The 21,631-nt window shown below is 70.7% G+C and carries 23 protein-coding genes and 3 tRNA genes; 13 read left to right on the top strand and 13 right to left on the bottom strand.

Annotation, left to right across the window (positions count from 1 at the left end; translation table 11 throughout):
- The first annotated feature begins 7 nt into the window (after positions 1 to 7).
- From ACLQ28_RS05790 to ACLQ28_RS05770, 5 genes are all read left to right on the top strand, one after another.
- Positions 8 to 937 carry a MerR family transcriptional regulator gene (locus ACLQ28_RS05790; protein WP_425685134.1) on the top strand — a complete coding sequence of 310 codons (930 nt, stop codon included), beginning with the start codon at positions 8 to 10 and terminating at the stop codon, positions 935 to 937.
- A gap of 89 nt (positions 938 to 1,026) precedes the next feature.
- The gene (locus tag ACLQ28_RS05785; protein ID WP_425685133.1) at positions 1,027 to 1,818 is read left to right on the top strand and encodes a polysaccharide deacetylase family protein; all 792 of its coding nucleotides are present in this window, start codon (positions 1,027 to 1,029) and stop codon (positions 1,816 to 1,818) included.
- Between the two features lie 153 nt (positions 1,819 to 1,971).
- Positions 1,972 to 2,044, top strand: a tRNA-Glu gene (locus tag ACLQ28_RS05780).
- Between the two features lie 52 nt (positions 2,045 to 2,096).
- A tRNA-Asp gene (locus tag ACLQ28_RS05775) sits at positions 2,097 to 2,170 on the top strand.
- 99 nt (positions 2,171 to 2,269) lie between these two features.
- Positions 2,270 to 2,343 (top strand) — tRNA-Phe (locus ACLQ28_RS05770).
- A 259-nt stretch (positions 2,344 to 2,602) separates the two neighbouring features.
- Here the strand turns inward: ACLQ28_RS05770 and ACLQ28_RS05765 are convergent.
- Positions 2,603 to 3,700, bottom strand: a complete 1,098-nt coding sequence (locus ACLQ28_RS05765) for a hypothetical protein (RefSeq protein ID WP_425685132.1) — start codon at positions 3,698 to 3,700, stop codon at positions 2,603 to 2,605.
- 274 nt (positions 3,701 to 3,974) lie between these two features.
- Between ACLQ28_RS05765 and ACLQ28_RS05760 the strand changes: the two genes are divergently transcribed.
- A complete protein-coding gene (locus ACLQ28_RS05760) occupies positions 3,975 to 4,499 on the top strand; it encodes an SRPBCC family protein (protein WP_425685131.1) in 525 nt (174 codons plus the stop codon).
- A 60-nt stretch (positions 4,500 to 4,559) separates the two neighbouring features.
- Here the strand turns inward: ACLQ28_RS05760 and ACLQ28_RS05755 are convergent, their stop codons facing one another.
- Positions 4,560 to 5,267, bottom strand: a complete 708-nt coding sequence (locus ACLQ28_RS05755; protein ID WP_425685130.1) for a DUF2786 domain-containing protein — start codon at positions 5,265 to 5,267, stop codon at positions 4,560 to 4,562.
- 128 nt (positions 5,268 to 5,395) lie between these two features.
- Between ACLQ28_RS05755 and ACLQ28_RS05750 the strand changes: the two genes are divergently transcribed.
- Complete coding sequence (locus ACLQ28_RS05750; protein ID WP_425685129.1) at positions 5,396 to 5,836, top strand: hypothetical protein; 441 nt, start codon at positions 5,396 to 5,398, stop codon at positions 5,834 to 5,836.
- 58 nt (positions 5,837 to 5,894) lie between these two features.
- On the opposite strand, the gene ACLQ28_RS05745 is transcribed toward ACLQ28_RS05750, so the two are convergent.
- On the bottom strand, positions 5,895 to 6,284 hold the full coding sequence (locus ACLQ28_RS05745) for a hypothetical protein (protein ID WP_425685128.1): 390 nt from the start codon (positions 6,282 to 6,284) through the stop codon (positions 5,895 to 5,897).
- Between the two features lie 155 nt (positions 6,285 to 6,439).
- On the opposite strand from ACLQ28_RS05745, the gene ACLQ28_RS05740 reads away from it, so the two are divergent.
- The gene (locus ACLQ28_RS05740; protein WP_425685127.1) at positions 6,440 to 7,783 is read left to right on the top strand and encodes an ABC transporter substrate-binding protein; all 1,344 of its coding nucleotides are present in this window, start codon (positions 6,440 to 6,442) and stop codon (positions 7,781 to 7,783) included.
- Between the two features lie 58 nt (positions 7,784 to 7,841).
- Here the strand turns inward: ACLQ28_RS05740 and ACLQ28_RS05735 are convergent, their stop codons facing one another.
- Positions 7,842 to 8,594, bottom strand: coding sequence for an enoyl-CoA hydratase/isomerase family protein (locus ACLQ28_RS05735; protein ID WP_425685126.1), 753 nt, complete (start codon positions 8,592 to 8,594; stop codon positions 7,842 to 7,844).
- Entirely contained in the window at positions 8,591 to 9,448 is an 858-nt protein-coding gene (locus ACLQ28_RS05730; protein ID WP_425685125.1) for a 3-hydroxyacyl-CoA dehydrogenase family protein, read from the bottom strand. The genes ACLQ28_RS05735 and ACLQ28_RS05730 overlap by 4 nt, the downstream gene beginning before the upstream one ends.
- A gap of 177 nt (positions 9,449 to 9,625) precedes the next feature.
- On the opposite strand from ACLQ28_RS05730, the gene ACLQ28_RS05725 reads away from it, so the two are divergent.
- On the top strand, positions 9,626 to 9,928 hold the full coding sequence (locus tag ACLQ28_RS05725; RefSeq protein WP_425685124.1) for a hypothetical protein: 303 nt from the start codon (positions 9,626 to 9,628) through the stop codon (positions 9,926 to 9,928).
- Between the two features lie 49 nt (positions 9,929 to 9,977).
- Here ACLQ28_RS05725 and ACLQ28_RS05720 read toward each other — a convergent pair whose 3' ends face one another.
- Positions 9,978 to 10,757: a class I SAM-dependent methyltransferase gene (locus tag ACLQ28_RS05720; protein ID WP_425685123.1), complete on the bottom strand. Its 780-nt coding sequence runs from the start codon at positions 10,755 to 10,757 to the stop codon at positions 9,978 to 9,980.
- 53 nt (positions 10,758 to 10,810) lie between these two features.
- Here ACLQ28_RS05720 and ACLQ28_RS05715 point away from each other — a divergent pair, with 53 nt between their 5' ends.
- Positions 10,811 to 11,200, top strand: a complete 390-nt coding sequence (locus ACLQ28_RS05715) for a PPOX class F420-dependent oxidoreductase (protein ID WP_425685122.1) — start codon at positions 10,811 to 10,813, stop codon at positions 11,198 to 11,200.
- Positions 11,201 to 11,441: 241 nt separating this feature from the next.
- On the opposite strand, the gene ACLQ28_RS05710 is transcribed toward ACLQ28_RS05715, so the two are convergent.
- Both ACLQ28_RS05710 and ACLQ28_RS05705 read right to left on the bottom strand, forming a co-directional pair.
- On the bottom strand, positions 11,442 to 11,651 hold the full coding sequence (locus ACLQ28_RS05710; protein WP_007073996.1) for a BldC family transcriptional regulator: 210 nt from the start codon (positions 11,649 to 11,651) through the stop codon (positions 11,442 to 11,444).
- 250 nt (positions 11,652 to 11,901) lie between these two features.
- On the bottom strand, positions 11,902 to 12,741 hold the full coding sequence (locus ACLQ28_RS05705; RefSeq protein ID WP_425685347.1) for a hypothetical protein: 840 nt from the start codon (positions 12,739 to 12,741) through the stop codon (positions 11,902 to 11,904).
- 192 nt (positions 12,742 to 12,933) lie between these two features.
- Between ACLQ28_RS05705 and ACLQ28_RS05700 the strand changes: the two genes are divergently transcribed.
- Both ACLQ28_RS05700 and ACLQ28_RS05695 read left to right on the top strand, forming a co-directional pair.
- Positions 12,934 to 14,016, top strand: a complete 1,083-nt coding sequence (locus ACLQ28_RS05700; protein WP_425685121.1) for a Glu/Leu/Phe/Val family dehydrogenase — start codon at positions 12,934 to 12,936, stop codon at positions 14,014 to 14,016.
- A gap of 298 nt (positions 14,017 to 14,314) precedes the next feature.
- Positions 14,315 to 14,530, top strand: coding sequence for a DUF3073 domain-containing protein (locus ACLQ28_RS05695; protein ID WP_030332207.1), 216 nt, complete (start codon positions 14,315 to 14,317; stop codon positions 14,528 to 14,530).
- Between the two features lie 137 nt (positions 14,531 to 14,667).
- Here the strand turns inward: ACLQ28_RS05695 and amcA are convergent, their stop codons facing one another.
- From amcA to ACLQ28_RS05670, 5 genes are all read right to left on the bottom strand, one after another.
- Positions 14,668 to 14,895: a multiple cyclophane-containing RiPP AmcA gene (gene amcA, locus ACLQ28_RS05690; RefSeq protein ID WP_425685120.1), complete on the bottom strand. Its 228-nt coding sequence runs from the start codon at positions 14,893 to 14,895 to the stop codon at positions 14,668 to 14,670.
- The gene (gene amcB, locus ACLQ28_RS05685; protein WP_425685346.1) at positions 14,864 to 15,967 is read right to left on the bottom strand and encodes a cyclophane-forming radical SAM peptide maturase AmcB; all 1,104 of its coding nucleotides are present in this window, start codon (positions 15,965 to 15,967) and stop codon (positions 14,864 to 14,866) included. Before amcB ends, amcA begins: the two co-directional genes overlap by 32 nt.
- A 127-nt stretch (positions 15,968 to 16,094) precedes the next feature.
- A complete protein-coding gene (gene purM, locus ACLQ28_RS05680) occupies positions 16,095 to 17,249 on the bottom strand; it encodes a phosphoribosylformylglycinamidine cyclo-ligase (protein WP_184180412.1) in 1,155 nt (384 codons plus the stop codon).
- Between the two features lie 57 nt (positions 17,250 to 17,306).
- A complete protein-coding gene (gene purF / locus ACLQ28_RS05675; RefSeq protein WP_425685119.1) occupies positions 17,307 to 18,845 on the bottom strand; it encodes an amidophosphoribosyltransferase in 1,539 nt (512 codons plus the stop codon).
- Between the two features lie 167 nt (positions 18,846 to 19,012).
- Entirely contained in the window at positions 19,013 to 19,366 is a 354-nt protein-coding gene (locus ACLQ28_RS05670) for a sterol carrier family protein (protein WP_425685118.1), read from the bottom strand.
- 161 nt (positions 19,367 to 19,527) lie between these two features.
- Here ACLQ28_RS05670 and ACLQ28_RS05665 point away from each other — a divergent pair, with 161 nt between their 5' ends.
- Complete coding sequence (locus ACLQ28_RS05665) at positions 19,528 to 21,579, top strand: carboxypeptidase regulatory-like domain-containing protein (protein WP_425685117.1); 2,052 nt, start codon at positions 19,528 to 19,530, stop codon at positions 21,577 to 21,579.
- Positions 21,580 to 21,631 lie beyond the last annotated feature (52 nt).

The raw sequence follows: 21,631 nt of genomic DNA, 5'->3' as shown, positions 1-21,631 counted from the left end.
CGGCCGGGTGGTCGATGAGGCGCTGAGCGCGGGCGCGGTCGCACGCCGGCTGGGGGTCGCGGTGACGACCCTGCGCACCTGGCACCAGCGCTACGGGCTCGGGCCCAGCGAGCACATCCCCGGCCACCACCGTCGGTACACGCCCAGCGACCTGGCCCGTCTCGAGATCATGAGACGGCTCACCGCCGAGGGGGTGAGCCCCGCCGAGGCGGCCCGCTGGGCCCGCCAGGCACCCGATCCGACGCCCAACGGCACTGCCGCCCCCAGCCGGATCCACCGACCCGGTCGGGACGGCGGCGGAACCATCCCGGTGGGCCGTGCCGGCCCGGCCGCCCGCGGGTTGGCCCGGGCCGCCATGCGGCTGGACGCGGCAGCGATCAGCGAGACGATCGCGCACGCCCTGACCGCTGGCGGGGTCGTCGCCACCTGGGAGGGACTGCTGCGCCCGGTGCTCGCCGGCATTGGCGAACGCCACGCCGCCACTGCCGGCCTGATCGAGGTGGAACACCTGGTGTCCCGCTGCGTCTCCGAGGCCCTCGCAGCCGCCAGTCGGGCCAAGGTGCCCACCGGGCCGGCCCGGATCCTGCTCTCCTGCGCCGACGAGGAGCAGCACACCCTGCCGCTGGAGGCCTTGGCCGCCGCTCTCGCGGAGGCCGGGGTCAGCTGCCGGGCGCTCGGGGCCCGGGTGCCGGTGGCCGCCCTCATCGAGGCGGTCAACCGGACCGGACCGGCCGCTGTGGTGCTCTGGTCGCACACCCGGGCCACTGCCGACCCAGCTCAGCTCAGCGCGCTGCTCGCGGCTCCCCGCCGTCCGTTGTTGGTGCTCGCCGCCGGTCCCGGCTGGCGAGCCGACGCGCTGCCCGCAGGGGTGGTGCGGCCGGTCGACCTGGCCGAGGCGGTCTCGCTCGCCGTCGCGGTCCGCGACTCGCTGGACTAGTCGAGGCATGACTGATCGCATTGTCGCCCGCTGACGGTGTGAACTACCGTCGGGTGGTCCGCCTACCCCGACCCCCCGGGAGCGAGCAGATGCAAGTCCGCGCCGTCCTGGCGTCCGTCCTCGCCGTGGCGCTGGTCTTGTCCGGCTGTGCCCAGCCGGACCGGGCCATCGCGCCCGGCGGCGCACCGCAGCCGGTGCAATCGAGCACGCCCCCGCCCGCCCCCACCCCGTCGCCGCACCCCACCCTCGCCAAGCCGCCCAAGCCTCCGCTGCGACCGCTGCCGGCCAAGCTCCCAACCGGCCTGCGGCGCAACACCGGCGTACGCCCAGTGGTCTTGACCTTCGACGACGGACCCAGCCCAGCCTGGACACCCAAGGTGCTCGACCAACTGCGGGCCGCCAAGGTGACCGCCACCTTCTGCGTAGTCGGTAGCGAGGTGCAGCGCCACCCGGAACTGGTTCGCCGGATCGTCCGCGAGGGCCACCAGCTCTGCAACCACAGCTGGCGACACGACCTCGACCTGGCTCGGCGACCTGTCGCCGAGATCAAGGCCGACCTGGCCCGCACCAACAAGGCCATCCAGACGGCCGCGCCCGGCGCGAAGGTCTCCTTCTACCGGCAGCCGGGGGGCCGGTGGACGTCGGAGGTGCTGGCGGTGGCGAAGGACCTCGGCATGCGCCCCCTGCACTGGTCGGTCGACCCGCAGGACTGGGACAAGCCGACGGCCGCCACGATCGGCAAGCGCGTCCACTCCGCCGCCCGCCCCGGTTCCATCGTGCTGCTGCACGACGGGGGCGGTAATCGGGCCGCGACGCTCGCCGCCTGCCCCCACCTGATCGCCGACCTGAAGCAACGCTTCGGCATTACCCGGCTCCGCTAGACCGGCCTTGACCTGCAGTTATGCCCCGCTCAAAGCCCTTGCCGACACCGATTTTGTCGACCGACCGGGGATCACGTATGCTTTCTAAGCCTCCGGCGGGGCCGGATGGGAGCAAGTCCGCTTGAAGTTGCAATGTGCAATGATGGCGGGGCCGCCCTCATCGTCTAGCGGCCCAGGACGCCGCCCTTTCAAGGCGGTAGCACGGGTTCGAATCCCGTTGGGGGCACGACCGGCGTAAGCCGGAGCACGACCGGCGTAAGCCGGAGCAACACAAGCTAGGTCCTGTGGAGCAGTTGGAGTGCTCGCCGCCCTGTCAAGGCGGAGGTCGCGGGTTCAAGTCCCGTCAGGACCGCAGCGCTGACGCCGCGCCTCGCGCGGCGTTCTGCGTATCGGAGCAGGTCACCCTGCCACCGGTTCGTCCGGTTGCCGGGTAGCATGACCCGAGCGATACGGCCAGGTAGCTCAGTTGGTACGAGCGTCCGACTGAAAATCGGAAGGTCGGCGGTTCGACCCCGCCCCTGGCCACATAGCCTTTCGCCGGGCTACAGAGGTCCCCACCAGCGGAAACGTAGGTGGGGATCTTGCTGTTGTGGCCGGGCACGGCACGTCAGCGTGCGCGGCTAGCAACGGAGCAGCGCACCCAGGTTCCGACCTGGTGTGATCGACTCCACTTCGGCGACATGGCGCTATCCAGGCGCTCTGATACCCCCACATCGCCGACATTGAGTCGATCACGCGGCGGTGGTGACGCGACTCCCTGCGCGGGACGCGGCTGCGCGGGACGTCAGTTGTCGCGGCGCCCCTGCTGGCGGTGCTGCGCCATGCCTTCCTGGATCGCCGCCCAGACGCTGCGCCCCGCCTGCCGCAGCGTCTCCCCCGCCTGCTCGGCGAGCTGAGCCGCGCTCTGCGCCGCAGCGTGCGCCCCGCCCGCCACTCCGCCGCCGTCACCATCCTTCGCCGGGCTCGGACCAGGGGCGGGCGACTGATCGGGCCGGTTGCCGGGTTGCCCGGCCCGCGACCCCGCCGGCCCTTCTGCACCCCAGCCCGCCCCGGCGGGCCGTTGCGCCGCACCAGAGCCAGCGGGCCGCTGCGCCGCACCAGAGCCAGCGGGCCGTTGCCCCTCGGGGTGATGCCGCTCCCCGTGCCGCCGGCTTCCCTGGTGGCGGTCCTGCGTTCCGCCGGACTCCGGATGCGTCTGGTCGCCCGACGCAGGGCCACCGGCTCGAAATCCGGGTCCCCCAGCACTCGGTCCCGGACCCCCAGCACTCGGTCCCGGACCTCCGGCATGAGGCCCGGGCCCCCCGGCAGGCGGTCCCCCGCTACCAGGACTCGACGCTGGCCGACCCGGGCCAGGTCCCTGGCGACCGGAACCCGAATGGGCACCGTCGCCCGGACCCGGTCCCTGGCGACTGGAACCCGATCGGGCACTGTCGGCGAAGGCGCCGGCCGCGCCCACAGGCTGGCCCGGTTGGTCGAGCGCCCCAGCCGATGCCCTGACCCCCGTGGCCCCTGCGGCCAACTGCTGCGCGCCGTGATGCACTTCATCGACGTCGGTGGCGGCCGTCCGAGCGAGCGCCTCGATGATCTGTGGGTTGTTGTCGAGCGTGTCGAGCGCTCGCCCCAGGATGGTGGCCAGCTGATCCAACCGCACCCGCAGCTGCGCCTCGGCGTGCGCGCCGTTGACGTCCAGCTCGCCACCACTCAGGTGCACCCGCACGCCGGCGTCGACCTGCAGCAGGTTGGCCACCCGGGCCCGCAGCGAGAGGTCGGCCTCCAGGCCGTCGACGGCCAGCCGGATCGCGTCGACGGAGACCTTCGGAATGTCGAGCAGGACGTCCGGGTCCACCTGGCCCGGCTCCCGCTGCTGCGCGCTCTCGCTCATGCTCTCCCGCCCCGCTGCACACGGCGCCCGGTCATCCGGGCCGCTCGGCGCGGTTACCCGCTTTCCGGCATCGCATCCCGTCCGTGACCGCTCGGCATCGCATCCCGTCCGTGACGGCCCGGCATCGCATCCCGTCCGTGACGGCCCGGCAACCCATCCCGTCCGTGACGGCTCGGCAACCCATCCCGTACGTGACGGCTCGGCAACCCATTGTCTGGAAACGGGCACCGAGCGAAGCTGCGCACCCAGGCATCAGCCGGTATGGTCCGGGCCTATGGGACAGGAGATGACTGATCCGACCGACATCCGCCAGGACGCCGACCGGTTCTCCCTACGGTGCAGCTTCCTCGTCCCGGCCTCCGCAGAGCACGCGTTCGGAGTCTTCACCGATGAGCTGACCGACTGGTGGGTCACCGAATACACCTGGTCCGGTCCCGATGCCCTCGTGGAGCTGGGCATGGAGCCGCGGGCTGGCGGCATGCTCTACGAGCTTGGCCCACACGGCTTCCGCGCCGACTGGGGCCGAGTGCTCACCTGGGACCCGCCGCGCCGCCTGGTCTTCGTCTGGCAGATTGGCCCGGACCGGGCACCAGTGCCGGACCCGGCCCGAGCCAGCGAGGTCGAGGTGCTGTTTGTGCCCGAGGGGCCCGAGCGCACCCGGATCGAGCTGGAGCACCGGCATTTCGACCGGCACGGCGAGGCTGCCGAGGGATACCGCAAGGCGCTCACCGCCGGCTGGCACGAGCTGCTCACTCGCTACGTGACCGCGGCGTCGCGCCACCGCCCCACCCCCGCCTGACCGGCGCCGCTACGCGGTCGTCAAAGGCCGAGCTCCCCGACCGTCGCCGTCTCGCGTTCGTCAGCGGCCGAGCTGCCGTTCTCGGGTGGCGTTGCCGCGGAGGTCCCGACCACCCAGGTCCGCGTGGCGACCGGCCTCGGCTCCCGAGCCGAAGCCGGTGCCGCCCAGCCTGCGTGGCGCAGCGGTGCGCAGCCGCGGGTATTCCTCGGCGAGCCGTCGCTGCACCCGGTCGGACCGGTCGGCCAGCACCAGCGCCACCGATGGTGTGCCCGACTCGCTTGCCGCCGCCGTCTCCGCCGCCCAGAGCCGGCCCCCGATCACCTGCGCGAACCCGGCCAGCCAGGACCGGCGGAAGGCGGCGGGATGGTCGTCCGCAGGCACCGCAGTAGCGGCCAGGCCGTGCGCCGCCTGCACGAGCAGTGAGGTGAAGAGCAGGTCGACCCGTTCCAGGTCGCTGGCGAAGCCGAACAGGTGCAGCGCGAAGCCGTTGCCCTGCCGGCGGCGTACGCAGCGGCAGCGCAGTGGTTCGGCGACCGCGGCGAGCAGGCCGACCTTGTCCCGGGCGTACGGGGCGACGATGTCCAGGACCCGGTCGCCGACCGGGTCGGTGGTCGGGTCACGGGCTGCGAGCAGTGCCCGGTCGACGCCGTAGCGGGCGATCAGCTCGGTCGCCTTGGCGGTGAACGCGGCCGACTCAGCGGGCGTACAGGCCGGGTCCTCGGCCTGGGCCAGCAGCTTACGGACCTTGCTGAGCATGGCCTCGGACATGCCTAAAGAGCTACCACATGGGCCGGACAAGACCGGGGACCACGCCACCATCGATCGATACGTATCATCGTCACGATCCGATGATCAGTCCTATACGGACGGTCTACCACCCGCTTTCGGAGGCACACATGTCATCCCCAACGGCTCGCCTGCTCGCCGTCGCCACGGCCACCGCACTGCTCTTCGCCGGCACGCCGGCGCAAGCCGAACCCGCCGCATCGGTCACACCGGTGAGCACCGGCACGAACGCCTTCGCCCCGCTCGCCACCTGCTACGGCGGCGCTGTCCGCACGTACTTCCAGACCGGCCGGTACGGGGGCGAGGCCGGCCAATACCGCACCACGACCCGCTGTCGCGACATCAACGTCCGCAACGCGAGCGTGTACGCCACCGAGGCGTGCGTGATCTTCGTCGACAAGACGAACGCCTGCAACTACTGGACCTACCTGCCGGCCAACTCGGGCTGGATCACGGTGGCGACCGACGTCCGGGACGGGGTCAACTTCCGGGTCCGCTTCGCGAACCTGCGCTACGAGTACGAGCCGCTGATCGCGTACCACGCCTTCTGAGTGGTTCGCGCGGTCGCGGCGTCCGCCCCCCCGACGGACGCCGCGACCCGGCAGCCTGTCACCCGGCGCGGCTGCGCAGGGTGGCGATCGTCGAGCCGGCGAGCATGAGCAGGCAGTCGGGCAGCAGCCCATCAGCCGCCGCAGCGCCGAAGAGCGCCTCGCCGGTCGGTTCGTCCCGATTGGCGTACGCGCTGACGAAGCGGGCCACCCAGCGGGTGTCGTACTCCGCCTGGTCGATCCCCGGGAAGTCCAGCGCTGCTCCGCTGGCCTCTGGCGCGTCACCGAGCATCGTCGCAGCCAGGCACCAGGCGACCCCGTACGCGCCGCTCAGACCGGCCCGGTCGACGACCGCGTCGAATGCTCCCACCACCGCCTCTCCATCCCCGGTCAGCGCCGAGCGAAGCACGGCGGCCGCATCGTCGAACGTCTGCTGTGGTAGGTCCGTCACGCAGCGCACAGTAGGACGGACGGTCAAGGACCCTGACGGCCGTCACTGTCTGTGTCCAACGCGAGCTACCTGCGCTTTACGCCACCTCCACGGTCCCGCAGCAGGCTCCGGCACGCTAATGTGCGCAGCGGACCTTCGCCGGAGGAAGGACGACCATGCTCGTATCACGCCGCTCGCGGGTGGCCTCACTGGCCGCCTGCGCGACGATCCTGCTCGCCACAAGCGCTTGCGGGGATGACAAGGCCAAGGAGACCAGCGCCCAACAGGTGCGCCTCTACGGCACGGACGGCAACATGCTCAACACGTATCCTGCGGAGTTGAAGGAACGTGCGAGTCTCGTCGACGGCATGAAGGGCACCACGCCACTCGTCCCGCTGCCTGACGACTTCAAGAGCCGACTAGGGGTCGTCAATCCGGCATTGACGGACTACGTGTACTCCGCTGAGACGTACGACGCGGTGGTGGTCGCAGTGCTCGCCGCTCAGTTGGCCGGAAGCACCGACCCGGCGGCCATCGCGAAGCAGATCGTCGCCGTGACCAACGACGGGCAGCGATGCGAGGACCCGGCGAGCTGCCTCACGCTGGCCCGTAACGGGCAGGACATCGAGTACCGCGGCGTCTCGCTGAGCCGGGCGGGCTTCACCGACAAGGGTGAGCCGGCCACCGCGAGCTACGCCACGCTGACCTTCGACGGGCAGCAGATCAACGACGGCAAGACGGAGTTCGTCGGCGCGGGCATCGAGTCGGCGGCGAGCACCAAGACGCCGCCGAAGCCGAAGAAGCAGCGCCCCGGCACGAACCCCGCCCAAAAGCCGCTGATCCTGGGCGGCCTGCTGCCGAAGACCGGTGACCTGGCCATCGCGTACCCGCCCATGGCCGCCGGCGCCGCGCTGGCGATCAGGGAGATCAACGCCGCTGGTGGCGCACTGGGCAAGCCCGTGACCTGGCTGGATGGCGATGACGGCACCAGCCCGGCGGTGGCCAAGGCGACAGTGGCCAAGCACGTGACGGACGGCGTCAGCGTGATCATCGGCGCGGGTGGTTCGGGCATCTCCCGGGCGGTGCTGCCGGACGTGGTGCGGGCCGGAAAGATCCTCTTCTCCCCGTCCAACACCGACAGCAGCCTGACCGACGTGGAGGACGGCGGCCTCTACTTCCGCACCGCCCCGCCGGACAGCCTCCAGGGCCGGGCGCTTGCCGACGTCATCCTCCGCGACGGGTCGCAGAAAATCGTGATCGTCGCCCGCAAGGACTCCTACGGTGAGGGCCTGCAGGGCACCGTCCGTGACGAGCTGGAGAAGGCCGGCATCGCCAGCGACCGGCTCAAGCTGCTGACGTACGAGCCGCCGGCCGACGCCAAGGCACCCCCGGTCGACTTCAGCGGCGGTGCGCAGGAGATCGAGGACTTCGGTGCGGACGCTGTACTGATCATCGGCTTCGGCGAGTCCGCCCAGGTGATCCGCGGGTTGGCCGACTCCGGGGTGCAGATCCGGCACTGAGCACGACGGCAGACCCACGACGGCCGCACCGGCATCTCGCCGGTGCGGCCGTTTCGTCTCACCTCGTCCGGCGGCGCTCCAGGAACTCGGTCATCCGCCGGTGCTTCTCCTCGTCCTCGAACAGCACGGCCTGGCTGACCAGATCGAGCTGTGGGTGCGCGGCGGCGGGTGCGTCCACCGCCAGCTTGGTCAACCGCAGCGCCAGCGACGAGCCTAGGGCGATCTCGTCCAGCAACGCGTGCGCCACCGTCAGCAGCTCATCGGGCTCGTCCACCACCCGGTTCACCAGGCCGATCCGCAGCGCCTCCGCCGCGTCCACCCGCCGGCCCGTGAAAAGCAACTCCTTGGCCCGGCCCTCACCGATCAACGCGGGCAGCCGGTGGGTCGCGCCAGCGCCAGCCAGGATGCCCAACCGCACCTCCGGCTGACCGAAGACCGCCCGCGCCGTGCACACCCGCAGATCGCAGGCGTACGCCAGCTCCGCGCCACCGCCCAGCGCCGGGCCGTCGACAGCGGCCACGGTGGGCAACGGCAGCGCCCGGATCCGGGCGAAGGCGGCAGAGTTGATCGCGGCCAGCGCGTCGATGCGGCCCCGCTCTCGAAGCTGAGCGATGTCGGCGCCACCGGCGAAGATTCCGGCCGCGCCACCGGTGAGCAGCAGTAGCCGCGGGCGCGCCTCCAATTCGGCGCAGACCTGGTGCAACTCGGCGATCAGGTCAGCGTCGATCGCGTTGCGCTTCTCCGGTCGGTCCAGGGTGACCACCAACCGGTCCGGCCGCTCCTCGATCCGCAACCCATTCCTCGCGCTCACTGCTTGACCCCGCCGCTCCAGTTGTAGAAACCGTGCCCCGACTTCTTTCCCAGCCGGCCCTCGGCCACCATCTTCAGGAGCAGCGGCGGCGGTGCGAAGCGGTCCCCGTACGCGGCCTGGAGGGTGCGGGCGATGTCCAGCCGCACGTCGAGGCCGACCAGGTCGGTGAGCTCCAACGGGCCGATCGGGTGCCGGTAACCCAGCACCATCGCCTTGTCGATGTCGGCCGGGCTGGCCACCCCGTCGGCGACCATCCGGATCGCCTCCAGCCCGAGAGTGACCCCCAGCCGGGAGGTCGCGAAACCGGGCAGGTCGCGTACGACGACGGGGTCCTTGCCCAACCGGCCGGCGAGCGCGACGGCCGCGGCGGTGGTCTCCTCGGCGGTGGCCGGGCCGACCACGATCTCAAGAAGCGCCATCGCCCAGACCGGGTTGAAGAAGTGCAGGCCGACGAAACGCTCGGGCGCATCCAGCTCGGCGGCCAGCTCACTGATGGCGATGCTGGAGGTGTTGCTGCCCAGCAGCGCCGGGTGCAGCGCGGCGGCGTCACGCAGCACCGCCCGTTTCAGGTCGAGCCGCTCCGGCACCGCCTCCACGATCACCTCGGGCGCGGGGGCGACCTCGGCGAGCGTGGGGCGCAGCACGACCCGCTGCCGGTTCGCGGCGGCCTCGTCGGCGCTCAGCTTCCCGCGCTGCACAGCCCGCTCCCACAGCTCGGCGAGCCGGTTCAGCGCGGTTGCACCCCGCTCCGGGTCCACCTCGACCAACTCGACGGCGTGTCCGGCCCCGGCCGCCACGTACGCGATGCCGAGCCCCATCGTGCCGGCACCGACGACCACGAAACGATCGCTCATCACGCCTCCCTGTCCCGCCTGCCGGCGCGCGGGGTCCCCGCCACACCAGCCCGGGTCTTTCGCCCGCTCGGCTCGCTCATGGTGCGACCCTAGACAGCTCGACGACCCCGCCCATGCTTGGGGGAGCGCGGGACCGGGTACTGACGGCCCGTCAACCGAGGGAAGGACCGCATCGACATGAGCCAGGCACCGGAGAGCGTCACCACCCCGGACAGCGACGACTCCGAGATCGTGGAGACCCGTGGCGACGAGCGGGTCGACCTGCTGCGCGCCGACACCAACAACGACGGCAAGACCGACGTGTGGGTGGTGGACACCGACGGCGACGGCAAGGCCGACCTGTTCCAGTTCGACACCGACGGTGACGGCAAGGTCGACATCACCATGGTCGACCTCGACGAGGATGGCACCCCGGACGAGGTGGTGGACGGCGACGGTGGCCTCCCGCCCGAGCAGTTGCCCCCGACCGTCCAGGTCTGAGTCGCGTCTGACGGCCCCCGCGCTCCAAGCGGAGTGCGGGGGCCGTCGCTCAGTCAGCGAGGCGCAGGGTGGCCAGGTAGTAGGGGGCGTCGCGGTCATCCACATCGGTCAGCTGCCAGCCGGAGCCGTGCACCAGTGTGGCGAACTCGTCCGCGGAGCAGACCAGGTAGTCGAACCACTCGGTGCCCAGCTCCCGGTAGCGCAGCCGGAGCCGTAGCTGACCGCCGAGCCGGCCCCGACGGCGATTCCGCTCGTGGTAACCGGTGTGCAGCGGGTCGCGGGTGCCGTACGGGTCCGTGCCGTGCGCGATGATCTGTGCCCCTGGCCGGGCCAGCGCGGCGAGCGCGGCCAGGAACCCGGGGGCACGCTCCCGACCTTCGAACAAGCCGAGGTTGTTGCCGAGCAGCAGGAACGTGTCGTACCGCTGACCGTCGGCGATGTGCGTGTCGACGGTGCCGTGCACCAACCTCCGGACACCGCGACGCCGGCTCACCGCAAGCGCACCAGCGGAGGTGTCCAGCCCGGTGACCGGCACGCCACGTTCCTGGAGCAGCAGCGCGATCCGGCCGGCGCCGGTGCCGATGTCCAGCGTCTCGCCGCGGACCCGGTCCACCGCCCGGTGGTCGTACGGCTGCCAATCCTGCGGCCCGTCCAGGTAGTGCGCGGCCGGCGCACCATTGATCAGACCGTCATCCCGTTCGATGATCTCGATGACCGGCCGGGGTAGTCGGCCGCCGACCAGTGGTCGAGGGCCCACCCCGGTGGCCACGGCCAGCGTGTCCCGTAGCAGCTCGCCGATCACGTCACCGATTTGAGGCTCACCCGTCACGACGTTCACGCTATCCGGCAATGGGTGGCCCGCAGCGGTCGTATCCTTTCGGCGTGACCACGTTGGACCGCCTGTCCGCCGAGAAATACCTCCTGCTCACGACCTTCCGCAAGGACGGTCGAGCGGTGCCGACCCCGGTCTGGGCGGTCCGCGACGGCGAGGCGCTGGCGGTCTGGACGCGGGCCGACTCGGGCAAGGTCAAGCGGATCCGCAACAACGGCGAGGTGACCCTGGCGCCGTGCGACGTACGGGGCCGGCCGCACGGCGCAGAGGTGCCGGCTCGCGCGACGATCTGTGGCGGCGGTGAAACCGGTCGCATTCGCGACCTGCTCAAGCACAAGTACCGGGTGATCGGCCGGTTGAGCCTGCTCGGCAGCCGGCTGCGCCACGGCGAGGGCGGCACGGTCGGCATCCGGGTGACGTTGGCCGAGGGCCGGCGCTGAGGTCGGTCTGACGTCGCCAGACAGAACAAACCAGCGGCCTGGCGATCCCGCATGGTGGGCGTCCGGGCGGTGATCCACTCCATGTCGGCGATATTGCGGTATCCGCGAGACGGGATGCCGCCACATCGGCGACATGGAGTCGCTCACCGCCCGAATTGCCCCGTAGGCGGCGCTGACGGCGGGCACGGAAAGGGGCGGCGGATCGAGATCCACCGCCCCTGACCGGAAAAACTCGTGCCGCTCAGTCGCCCTGCCGCTGCTGCGGGATCTGACCCTGCAGCAGCGCCCTGACCTCCGACTCGCGGTATCGACGGTGGCCACCCAGGGTGCGGATGGCGCTGAGCTTGCCCGCCTTGGCCCACCGGGTCACCGTCTTCGGGTCGACACGGAACATCGACGCCACCTCGGCCGGCGTGAGTAGCGGCTCTGGTTCGTGCGTTCGCGATGCCATCGGTCACTCCTCCACATGTATAGACATCGGCCGGGGTCCCGCCGGCCGACGCGTCTCCCATGGTCCGGCTAGTCCCCGATGTCCGACATGGGCCGAACGGATGAAGGTCCCTAGACGGACGGATGAACCATGCCCGATTTTTACGACTTTTACACCGTAGAAACTACCTTATTCGGACTCATGATCACGGTTCGTGATGCGTCAACTACGAGCACAACTCACCTTGGGAGCGCTCCTTGGGCGAAATGCCCTAGTTGCACCGCTCCAACAACTGCACCGCGCGCCACCGGGCCACCAACTTGTCGTACGCGGCGGACGCCTCCTCGGCCTCACCGCGCGACAGCCCCGCGAGGCCGCCGGCGACCAACTCAGGCGAGTCGTCCGCAGCGAGGGTCTCGTCGGAGAGCAGGTCGACCAGGCCCCCGTAGTCCAATTCGACCACCGACCGTGGATGGAACTCCTCCAGCCAGCGAGCCGCCTCCTCCACCGCCTCGGTGATCGGCGCCTCGCCCACCGACTTGCGCAGCACGGACAGCGCCCGCGACGAGCGACGGCGGGCCTTGGAGATCTCGGTGCGGTAGCGCAGCGCCCGCCGGCCCGGCTGGGTTACCAGGTCCCGCTCGGCCGGATCGAAGAGCACGAACCAACGCAGCGGCACTCCCCACGTGGCGATCTGCTCGTGCACCCTGGGCACCCCGTGCTCCAGCACCCGGGCACCGCTGCGCCAGTCGTCGACGACCGCCCTGGCCTGCCCAGCGAGCACCGGCGGCACGAAGGCGTCGGCGAGCACCGAGGGCACCCCGTCCCGGGCGCTGAGCGCCGCCTCAGCGACCCGGATCCGCAGGTTCCATGGGCAGACCAGCAGGCTGTCGTCCGTCTCCAGGACGTACGCCTCCTCCGGCAGGTCCGGCAGCCGGGTCCAACCAGCGCCCAGCGCCTCGATCACCGCCGTCCGCTGCCGGCCTGGGCCCTCGACCGGGGCCACCGCCCGCCCCTCCGAGACATAGCGGCGCCAGTAGCTCTGCCGGTCTCGGTCGAAGGCGGTCAGCGGCTCGTACACGCGCAGGTAAGAAGCGAAGAGCGACGGCACGGCGCGATCCTCCCACGAACCGCACCCGTACGCGGTCAGCGGCAGGACCACGCGCGCCGCAACGTGGGATGGCGGCGGCGCGTCGAGCGCCCTCACGGCGGCCGATACTAGGCTCGATCAGACCGGCAGCATCCCCGCCGGGCCCACCAGGTCCGCGTCCCACGAGGACGCACACCACTCCAGGAGCCAACCATGGGTGTATTCGCGAGCACCGACGAACCGGTCTCCACCGGTCACGAACAGGTCGTGTTCTGCCAGGACAAGCAGAGCGGCCTGAAGGCGATCATCGGGATCTACTCCACCGCGCTGGGGCCGGCGCTCGGCGGGACCCGCTTCTACCCGTACGCCAGCGAGGAGGACGCCCTCGCCGACGTGCTCGACCTGTCGCGCGGGATGGCGTACAAGAACGCGCTCGCCGGGCTGGACCTGGGCGGCGGCAAGGCCGTCATCTGGGGCGACCCTGAGCAGATCAAGAGCGAGGCGCTGCTCCGCGCGTACGGTCGCTTCGTGGAGTCGCTGGGCGGTCGCTACTACACCGCCTGCGACGTCGGCACGTACGTGGCGGACATGGACGTCGTGGCCCGGGAGACCCGCTACGTGACCGGGCGCAGCGTCGAGCACGGCGGCGCCGGTGACTCCTCGATCCTCACCGCCTGGGGCGTCTTCCAGGGCATGCGGGCCGCCGCCGAGCACGTCTGGGGCACCCCGAGCCTGCGGGGCCGGCGGATCGGTGTGGCCGGGCTGGGCAAGGTTGGCAAATACCTGACCGGGCACCTGCTCGAAGATGGTGCCGAGGTGGTCGCCACCGACGTCAACCCGAAGGCGCTGGAGTGGGTGCGTACCAACCACCCGCAGGTCACCCTGGTGGACGACGCAAGCGCGCTTGTCGCTGCGGACATCGACGTCTACGCGCCGTGCGCGCTGGGTGGCGCCCTGAACGACGACACCGTGCCGGCGCTGCGCGCCAAGGTGGTGGCCGGGGCAGCGAACAACCAGCTCGCCCACCCGGGCATCGAGAAGCTGCTGGCCGACCGGGGCATCCTCTACGCCCCGGACTACGTGGTCAACGCGGGCGGCGTCATCCAGGTGGCCGACGAGATCGAGGGCTTCAACTTCGACCGGGCGAAGCTGCGGGCGACCCGGATCTACGAGACCACCCGCGAGATCCTGCGCCTGGCTGACGCCGAGGGCGTGCCGCCGGCGGTGGCTGCGGACCGGCTGGCGGAGCGGCGGATGGCGGAGATCGGCCGGTTGCGCGCGATCCACCTGCGCTGAGCGTTCCCGGAGGCGGATCGCGGGATCCGCCTCCGGGCCCCCTTTGTCGGCGCAGGCAGTAAGCTGAAGCCGGGTCGATTTTGATACGGTTTGTCCGGTGTCACGGGTGCTAAACGTTCCGCTCCTTACCCGGTACACTGGGTAGCGGCCGGATCGACGCGACGCGCAGAGCCGGCTGACGGTAACCCGAGGTGCCGAACGGTGGCATCCCCATGTACCGTAAGAGCCACGAGAGATGCCTGACGTCATCGGGGCCCGCCTTCGGGCTGCCCCGCATTCTGTGCGAGGGGGTCGAGCCATGGGGCGCGGCCGTGCTAAGGCCAAGCAGACAAAGGTGGCCCGGGAGTTGAAGTATCACTCCCCGAACACCGACCTCACCGCCTTGCAGCGCGAACTGGCGGGTGCTGGTAAGTCTGAGCACCACTTCGACGACGACTCTAAAGAGTTCGTCGACGACGATGATGAGGATCACGCGGACGACGATCCGGATCCCTGGGTCCGTCCGACCCGCTGACCTCTCGACGCAACTGAGCACGCGGTGACTCCCGCGTGCTCACGCACGTCCCGTGCAGGTGCAGTTGCCGACGATCAGGGGCCTGACCCGACCGGAGCTACTCCGGTCGCTCGACAGGCCCCCGATCGTGGCTTCCGTCAGCGCGGGCGATTGTTCCAGTTGTAGAACGTCGGGATATTTTCAAAGTGGTTCCAGGCGCAGACTGCGCTGGAGCCGTCGCCTCCCGAAACCTCGGAGCGCAACCGCCGCGCGTCTTCGGCCTCCTGTAGCAACGCGACGAGCGCGGGACCTGCCTCCCGCACCCGCTCGGTGACGCCGTCGTCCGCTTCGCGCTCAGGCCGTCGGTGACTGGTGGTCTCGGGCATGCTCCAACACTCCCTCAAATAGGCGGATCTTGCTGTTGCGGCAGTGCTCGGTCTCCGTGCCGTCGAAACGCCCCAGCTCGAAGTAGCGGTTGGCAGCATGGCCACCGCCACAGAAGCCGAAGTACGGGCAGGACTCCCGGCACGCCTCCACCCCAGCCAGGAACTCGCCCACCCACGGCGTCGCCGCCGCACCGCTGAGAATCTCCGCAAGCGGGGTCGTCAGCACGTTGCCGCTGCTGAAGTCGCCGTAGCGGGGGTCGGTGAAGCCGGCCAACTCCGGGGAGAGCACGATCACCGAACCGTCGTGACCGATCGTCGGGATCGGGTCCAGTCGGCGGGGCAGCACCCCGTCCGCCGAGTCGTCGAGCACCGCCGCGGCGTACCGCAGCGACCACTCGATCTCGCGTAGGTGGATCCGGGGCTCCCGACGCCAGGCCGCGACCAACTCGGCCCAGAAGCCGGTCACCGCCGCCGGGTCGTGGCTGTTGTCGCGGGTGTTGACCCCTTCGGTCTCCTCGATGTTGATGCCCAACACGTCGCAGCCCAGCTCGAGGAAGTAGTCGTACAGCTCGGTGGCGAGCCCTGGCTCCGGCCGGGACACCACGGCCAGCGCCGAGAAGGGCAGGCCGTGCCGACGCAGCGTGGCGACACCGCGCAAAATCCGGTCGTACGCCGGCTGGCCGCCCCGGTTGACCCGGTCGCCGTTGCGCGCCCGGGGCCCGTCGACGCTCACGCTCACCCGCATCTCGTGCCGGGCGAAGAAGTCGCACCAGTCGTCGTCGATCAGGGTGGCGTTGGTCTGCACGTGGTGCTCGACCTCGGGCCCGAACGGCGCCATCAGGTCGGCCAGATGCTCCCGACCGGCCGCCAGCGGCTCACCGCCGTGCCACACCACGGAGAACCGGCTGGCCGCCGCCCAGGGGTTGACCGACGCCGCGACCGCCTCGGCCACCGACACCGGCATCCGCCGGTCGGCGGCACGAAACGGCAGATAGCAGTACGCACAGTCAAGGTTGCAGAGGGTGGTCGGCTGCATGACGACGTACGACGGGACGACGGCCAGACCGCGCATCCCGCTGAACGAGCGTCCCCGAGCAGCCATCGCCCTCCTCCGCCTAGCCCTGAGCCCTTCAGGCTAGGCGGCATTGGCCACTCGGGTGAAGCCCTGATCAGGTGCCCGTACGATCACCAGAGTGTGATCAACCCCGGGTGTGCTGACCGACCATCTGCACGTTGCCCGTGCCCTCGATGATTTCGCCGGCCTGCCACGCCTCGACCCCACGGCCGGTCAGGGTGGCCAGCGCCCGGTCAGCGTCCTCGGCCGACACGATCGCGAACATGCCGACGCCCATGTTGAAGGTCGACTCCATGTCCTGGTCGTCGATCCGACCCTTCGACTGGATCAGGTCGAAGATCGGCTGCGGCTTCCAGGTGGACCGGTTCACCACCGCGTCGACGTGCTCCGGCAGCACCCGAACCAGGTTGCCGGGGATGCCGCCGCCCGTGATGTGGGACAGCGCCCGCACCTCGGCCTCGGCGATCAGCTTGAGGCAGTCCTTGGCGTAGATCTTGGTCGGGGTGAGCAGCTCCTCACCGAGGGTCCGCTGCCGACCGAAGTCGTCGATCACGATGTCCAGCCGCATCCGGGCCGCGCCGAGCAGCACGTGCCGGACCAGCGAGTAGCCGTTGGAGTGCAGGCCGGACGAACGCATGGCGATCACCACGTCGCCCACCTCGACCCGGTCCGGGCTGAGGATGTCGGCTTCCTCGACCACGCCCACACCGGTCGCGGAGATGTCGTACTCGTCCGGACGGAGCACGCCGGGGTGCTCAGCGGTCTCCCCGCCCAGCAGCGCGCAGCCCGCGTAGCGGCAGCCGTCGGCGATGCCCGCGCCGATCTCGGCGACCTTGTCCGGAACGACCTCGCCGGTGGCGATGTAGTCGAGCAGGAAGAGCGGCTCGGCACCGCAGGCCACCAGGTCGTCGACGACCATCGCGACCAGGTCGATGCCGACCGTGTCGTGGATGTCCATCTGCTGGGCGATCACCAGCTTGGTGCCCACCCCGTCGGTCGAGGACGCCAGGATCGGGCTCTTGTACTTCTTCGTGTCGAGCCGGAACAGGCCGGCGAAGCCACCGAGGTCACCGAGCACCTCGGGGCGGCGGGTCTGGCGCACCTTCGACTTGAGCAGCTCCACCGCGCGGTCGCCCGCGTCGATGGAGACGCCGGCGTCGGCGTACGAGACCGAGCGTTTGCGCGCCTGGCGGCCGGCACCGCCCGTCCAGGGCTGGCGGTCGCCGCCGGCGCCGGTCGGGCTGCTTCCTGCGCCGCTGCGCTCGGACACGTGCGTCACGGTTCTCCCCTTTGGTTCTCGGTGCCGCCGGCGGTGGCCGGGCCGCGCCGGTTGGTGCTACGGGCGGTTTGCGGTAACGCCACCCGGAGTGGCGACGGACGAGCCGTTGGTGTGCGGGGCCTCCAGCGCCGAGTTGGCGACGCGTCGGCCCACCCCTTCGAGCACGTGCTTGCCGATCAGGTCGCCGGCCGGCAGCTCGATCGGGTACTCCCCATCGAAACACGCCCGACACAACCGGGTCTTCGGCTGCTCGGTCGCGGCGATCAGGCCAGGAAGCGAAACGTAGCCCAGCGTGTCGGCGCCGATGGACCGCCGGATGCCGTCGTTGTCCAACCCGTTGGCCAGCAGTTCCGCCCGGGTGGCGAAGTCGATGCCGTAGAAGCACGGCCAGCTGACCGGAGGGGAGGAGATCCGGACGTGGACCTCCAGCGCCCCCGCCTCACGTAGCATCCGGACGATGGCGCGCTGGGTGTTGCCACGCACGATCGAGTCGTCCACGACCACCAGACGCTTGCCCCGGACGTTCTCCCGCAGCGGGTTGAGCTTGAGCCGGATGCCGAGCTGACGCAGGGTCTGCGACGGCTGGATGAAGGTGCGACCCACGTAGGGGTTCTTCATGAGGCCGGCACCGTAGGTGATGCCGGACGCCTCCGCGTAGCCGATCGCGGCTGGAATGCCGGATTCCGGTACGCCGATGACGAGGTCCGCCTCGACCGGGTGCTCCTTGGCCAACTGCCGGCCGATCTGCACCCGAGTCGCGTGCACGTTACGCCCGGCGATCGTGGCATCCGGGCGGGCGATGTAGACGTACTCGAAGAGGCAGCCCTTCGGCTCCGGCGCGGCGAACCGGGTGGAACGCAGCCCGTTCTCGTCGATCGCGATCAGCTCGCCCGGCTCGACCTCGCGGACCACACTGGCACCGACGATGTCCAGTGCGGCCGTCTCACTGGCCACCACCCAGCCGCGCTCTAGGCGGCCGAGCACCAGCGGACGGACGCCGTGCGGGTCGCGGGCCGCGTAGAGGGTCGACTCGTCCATGAAGACGAAACTGAACGCGCCGCGCAGCTGCGGCAGCACCTCCAGTGCGGCTGCCTCGACCGACAGATCCGGTCGGCCGGCCAGCAGCATCGTCACCAGGGAGGTGTCGTTTGTCGAACCGTCCGCGACGAGGCCGCGCTCGGCGACCTCCTTCTCCAACTCGGCCGTGTTTACCAGGTTGCCGTTGTGGGCCAGCGCGATGGTCGTGCCGGAGGTGGTCGACCGGATCGTCGGCTGGGCGTTTTCCCAGTTCGACGCGCCAGTGGTGGAGTAGCGGGCGTGCCCGATCGCCAGGTGGCCGCGCAGGCTCGCCAGGGTGGGCTCGTCGAAGACCTGGGCCACCAGGCCAAGATCCTTGTAGACCACCACACCGGAGCCATCGCTCACCGCGATGCCCGCCGCCTCCTGGCCGCGGTGCTGCAGGGCATAGAGGCCAAAGTAGGTCAGATTGGCAACCTCTTCGCCGGGCGCCCAGACGCCGAAGACGCCACAGGCGTCTTGCGGGCCGGGTCGTTGGGGGTCAAGGTCGTGGCTCAGCCGGCCGTCGCCTCGGGGCACCTACCGCTCCCTCATGCTGGTCTGGATCGGCCGGGCGGGATCACGGGCGGATCCACACTCCCCTGCCGGGACCACTCTCGTCGCCTGACAGTGTACGCGAAACGCCGTCAATACAGATAGTCACGGAGCCCACGCTGAGCGTCACCCCGAGTAGGGCACCGAGGCAGCTAGAGGGGCAGATAGGCAGAGAGGTCCGCCCGGACACCGCTCATCTGGACGCGACCCTCGGCGACCGCCTCCGCCCACCCGATCCTCCCGGTTGCCAGCTCCAACCAGGTGTCGGCGGCCATCTCGACCACGTTTGGCGGGTTTCCTCTGGTGTGTCGAGGCCCCGGTACGCACTGGATCGCACCGTATGGTGGGACACGCACCTCAACCGATCGGCCGGGGGCACGCTCCGCGAGGACGGCCAACAACGACCGGACCGCTTCCCGGAACACCGGCCGTTCGGGCGTACGACCCTCGTCGAGAGCCGACAAAGCCGCCGCAACGGCAGCGGACTTACTGTGCGGAGAGGACACGACGGGACGATACGACCCGCAGGCCGGACACCCGACGCTGGCCCTGGGTCGCGCCGATCCAGTCGGACAAGGCATAGTTGCCGACGGCGTATTCGAACCGTGATGATCCCCGGCCCGGCGCCCCGCCGGTCAGAGGGAAGTCAGCCCGGAAGGCGGTGGACGTGTCAACACACCGACGTGCCTGGAAGCAGCGGGCCGGTGTGGTCGTAGCGCTGGTTGCCGGCGCTCTGCTCGCCGTCCCCGCCACACCAGCTTTGGCCGCTCCCGACGTCACAGATGTCTCGGCATCCCCGAGCAGCGTCGAGGCCGGCAAGACCACGAAGATCAGCTACAAACTCGCCTTCGAAGACGGCGCGGAGCCGGCTGACATCAGTTTCAGCTCGAGCAACCCGAAGCTGACCTGCGTCGACGGGTGCTCCCGCGGCCGAGTGACGTCGAGTGGCACCTACGACGCCACCTTCAAGCTCGCCGATGACGCGGCCAACGGCAGCGCCAACATCACCGTGAAGGCCACGGACTCCAACGGCGCGATCAAGCAGAGCCAGGAGGCGTCGACCAGCGTCACGTTGGTTGGCAAGCCCGCTGCGCCACCGCAGAAGCAGACCGTGCAGTCGATCTCCGGCAAGGTGGTCGCTCAGGCCGACAGCAAGGCAGTGCCGAACGCGGTGGTCATGCTGCTGGACAGCACCGGCAAGACCTTCGACACCACCAGCGACCGTAGCGGCAACTTCCGCTTCACCGGCAGCACGGCCAACCCGATCGCACCAGGTCGGATCGACCTGGGTGCCACCTTCGACAACGTGGTGACCCGGAAGACCATCAACGCCAGCGCCGGGCAGTCCGTCACCGGGCAGCGGATCAGCCTCGCGCTCAAGGTCGAGGTGACGCCCAGCGTCACGCCGTCCGCCACCGCCGAGGCGACTCCCACCGAGGAGGCGACCGAGGAGGGCACGGAGGACGAGGCCGCCGATGAGGCCAGCGAAGGTCCCCCGGCGGACGCCGCGGCCAACAAGGACAGCGACGACGGCTCAGGCTCTTCGTACCTGATCATCTTGCTCGGTGGCCTCCTGGTCGCCGCCGGTGTGGGCACGATCGTGCTGCTCTGGATGAAGCGCAAGGAGAACGGCGACGACGACGACGCTCCGGCGACGGCTGGTGGCGCTGTGGTGCCGCCGGCGCGGGGCGGATACCGCGGCTCCGATGACCAGACCCGGATGGCCGGCGGTCGGCCCGGCGCCGGGGCGGACCCGACCATGGTCGGCGGTGCGGCGCTGAGCGAGGCGCCGACGATGATGCACCGCCCGGTCGTCGACGACGTCCCGCCGGACCCGTACGGTGCACCGGCGCAGGCGTACGGCGGTGCGAGCCAGCAGGGCTGGGGCGGCGCCGGCTACGGCGACGAGCCAGCACCCGGCGGTTATGGCGCCGGCGGCTACGGCAACGCGCCCGCCTCCGGTGGCGGCTACGGCAACGCGCCTGCCTCGGGCGGCGGCTACGGCAATCCGGCAGGCCCCGAGGGCGGCTACGGTGACGGCTATGGTGCCGCCCCCGGTTCCGGCGCGGGCTACGGCGGCGCACCGGCCTCCGGTGGCTATGGCAACGCACCGGCCTCCGGTGGCGGTTACGGCAGCCGTGACTACACCGCCTCAGGCGGCACGGCGGCCTACCCGCCGGCTCCCGCTGGCGGAGCTGCCTACGGCGAACGGTACGACGAGCCAACCGGCCGGTACACCGGCGACAGCACCCAGTACCCGGCTCCGGCCGACCCGTACGCCACCGGCGTCTACCAGCCGGAGCAGGGGCAGGGGTACGGCCAGCCCGACCCGGCCCCGTACGGCGGCCGGGCTGCCGAGCCGACCGCAGGGTATGGCGGCCAGCAGGCCGGCGGCTACGACCAGGGCGGCTACGGCCAACCGGCCAGCGGCGGCGGGTACGACCAGGGCAACGCCTACGGCCAGGAGCCCCCGCAGCAGCGCAGCGGTTACGACGAGCGAGGCTACGACCAGGGCGGCTACGGCCAACCGGCCAGCGGCGGCGGCTACGACCAGGGCAACGCCTACGGCCAGGAGCCCCCGCAGCAGCGCAGCGGTTACGACGAGCGAGGCTACGACCAGGGCGGCTACGGCCAGCCGCCCGCCGGCCGGACCCGACCGGACACCCCCCCGCCGCCGACCGAGCGGGGCGGCCGACGCCTCGACTGGTTGGACGACTGACCGACCACAGCGCACGGAAACGGTCACCCGGAGATCCGGGTGACCGTTTCGC

Origin of the sequence: Micromonospora sp. DT201 (assembly GCF_049841575.1) — a bacterium.
Lineage (GTDB): Bacteria > Actinomycetota > Actinomycetes > Mycobacteriales > Micromonosporaceae > Micromonospora.
The sequence above is the reverse complement of the archived record's forward strand: the minus strand, read 5'-3'. Positions and strand labels throughout refer to the sequence as shown.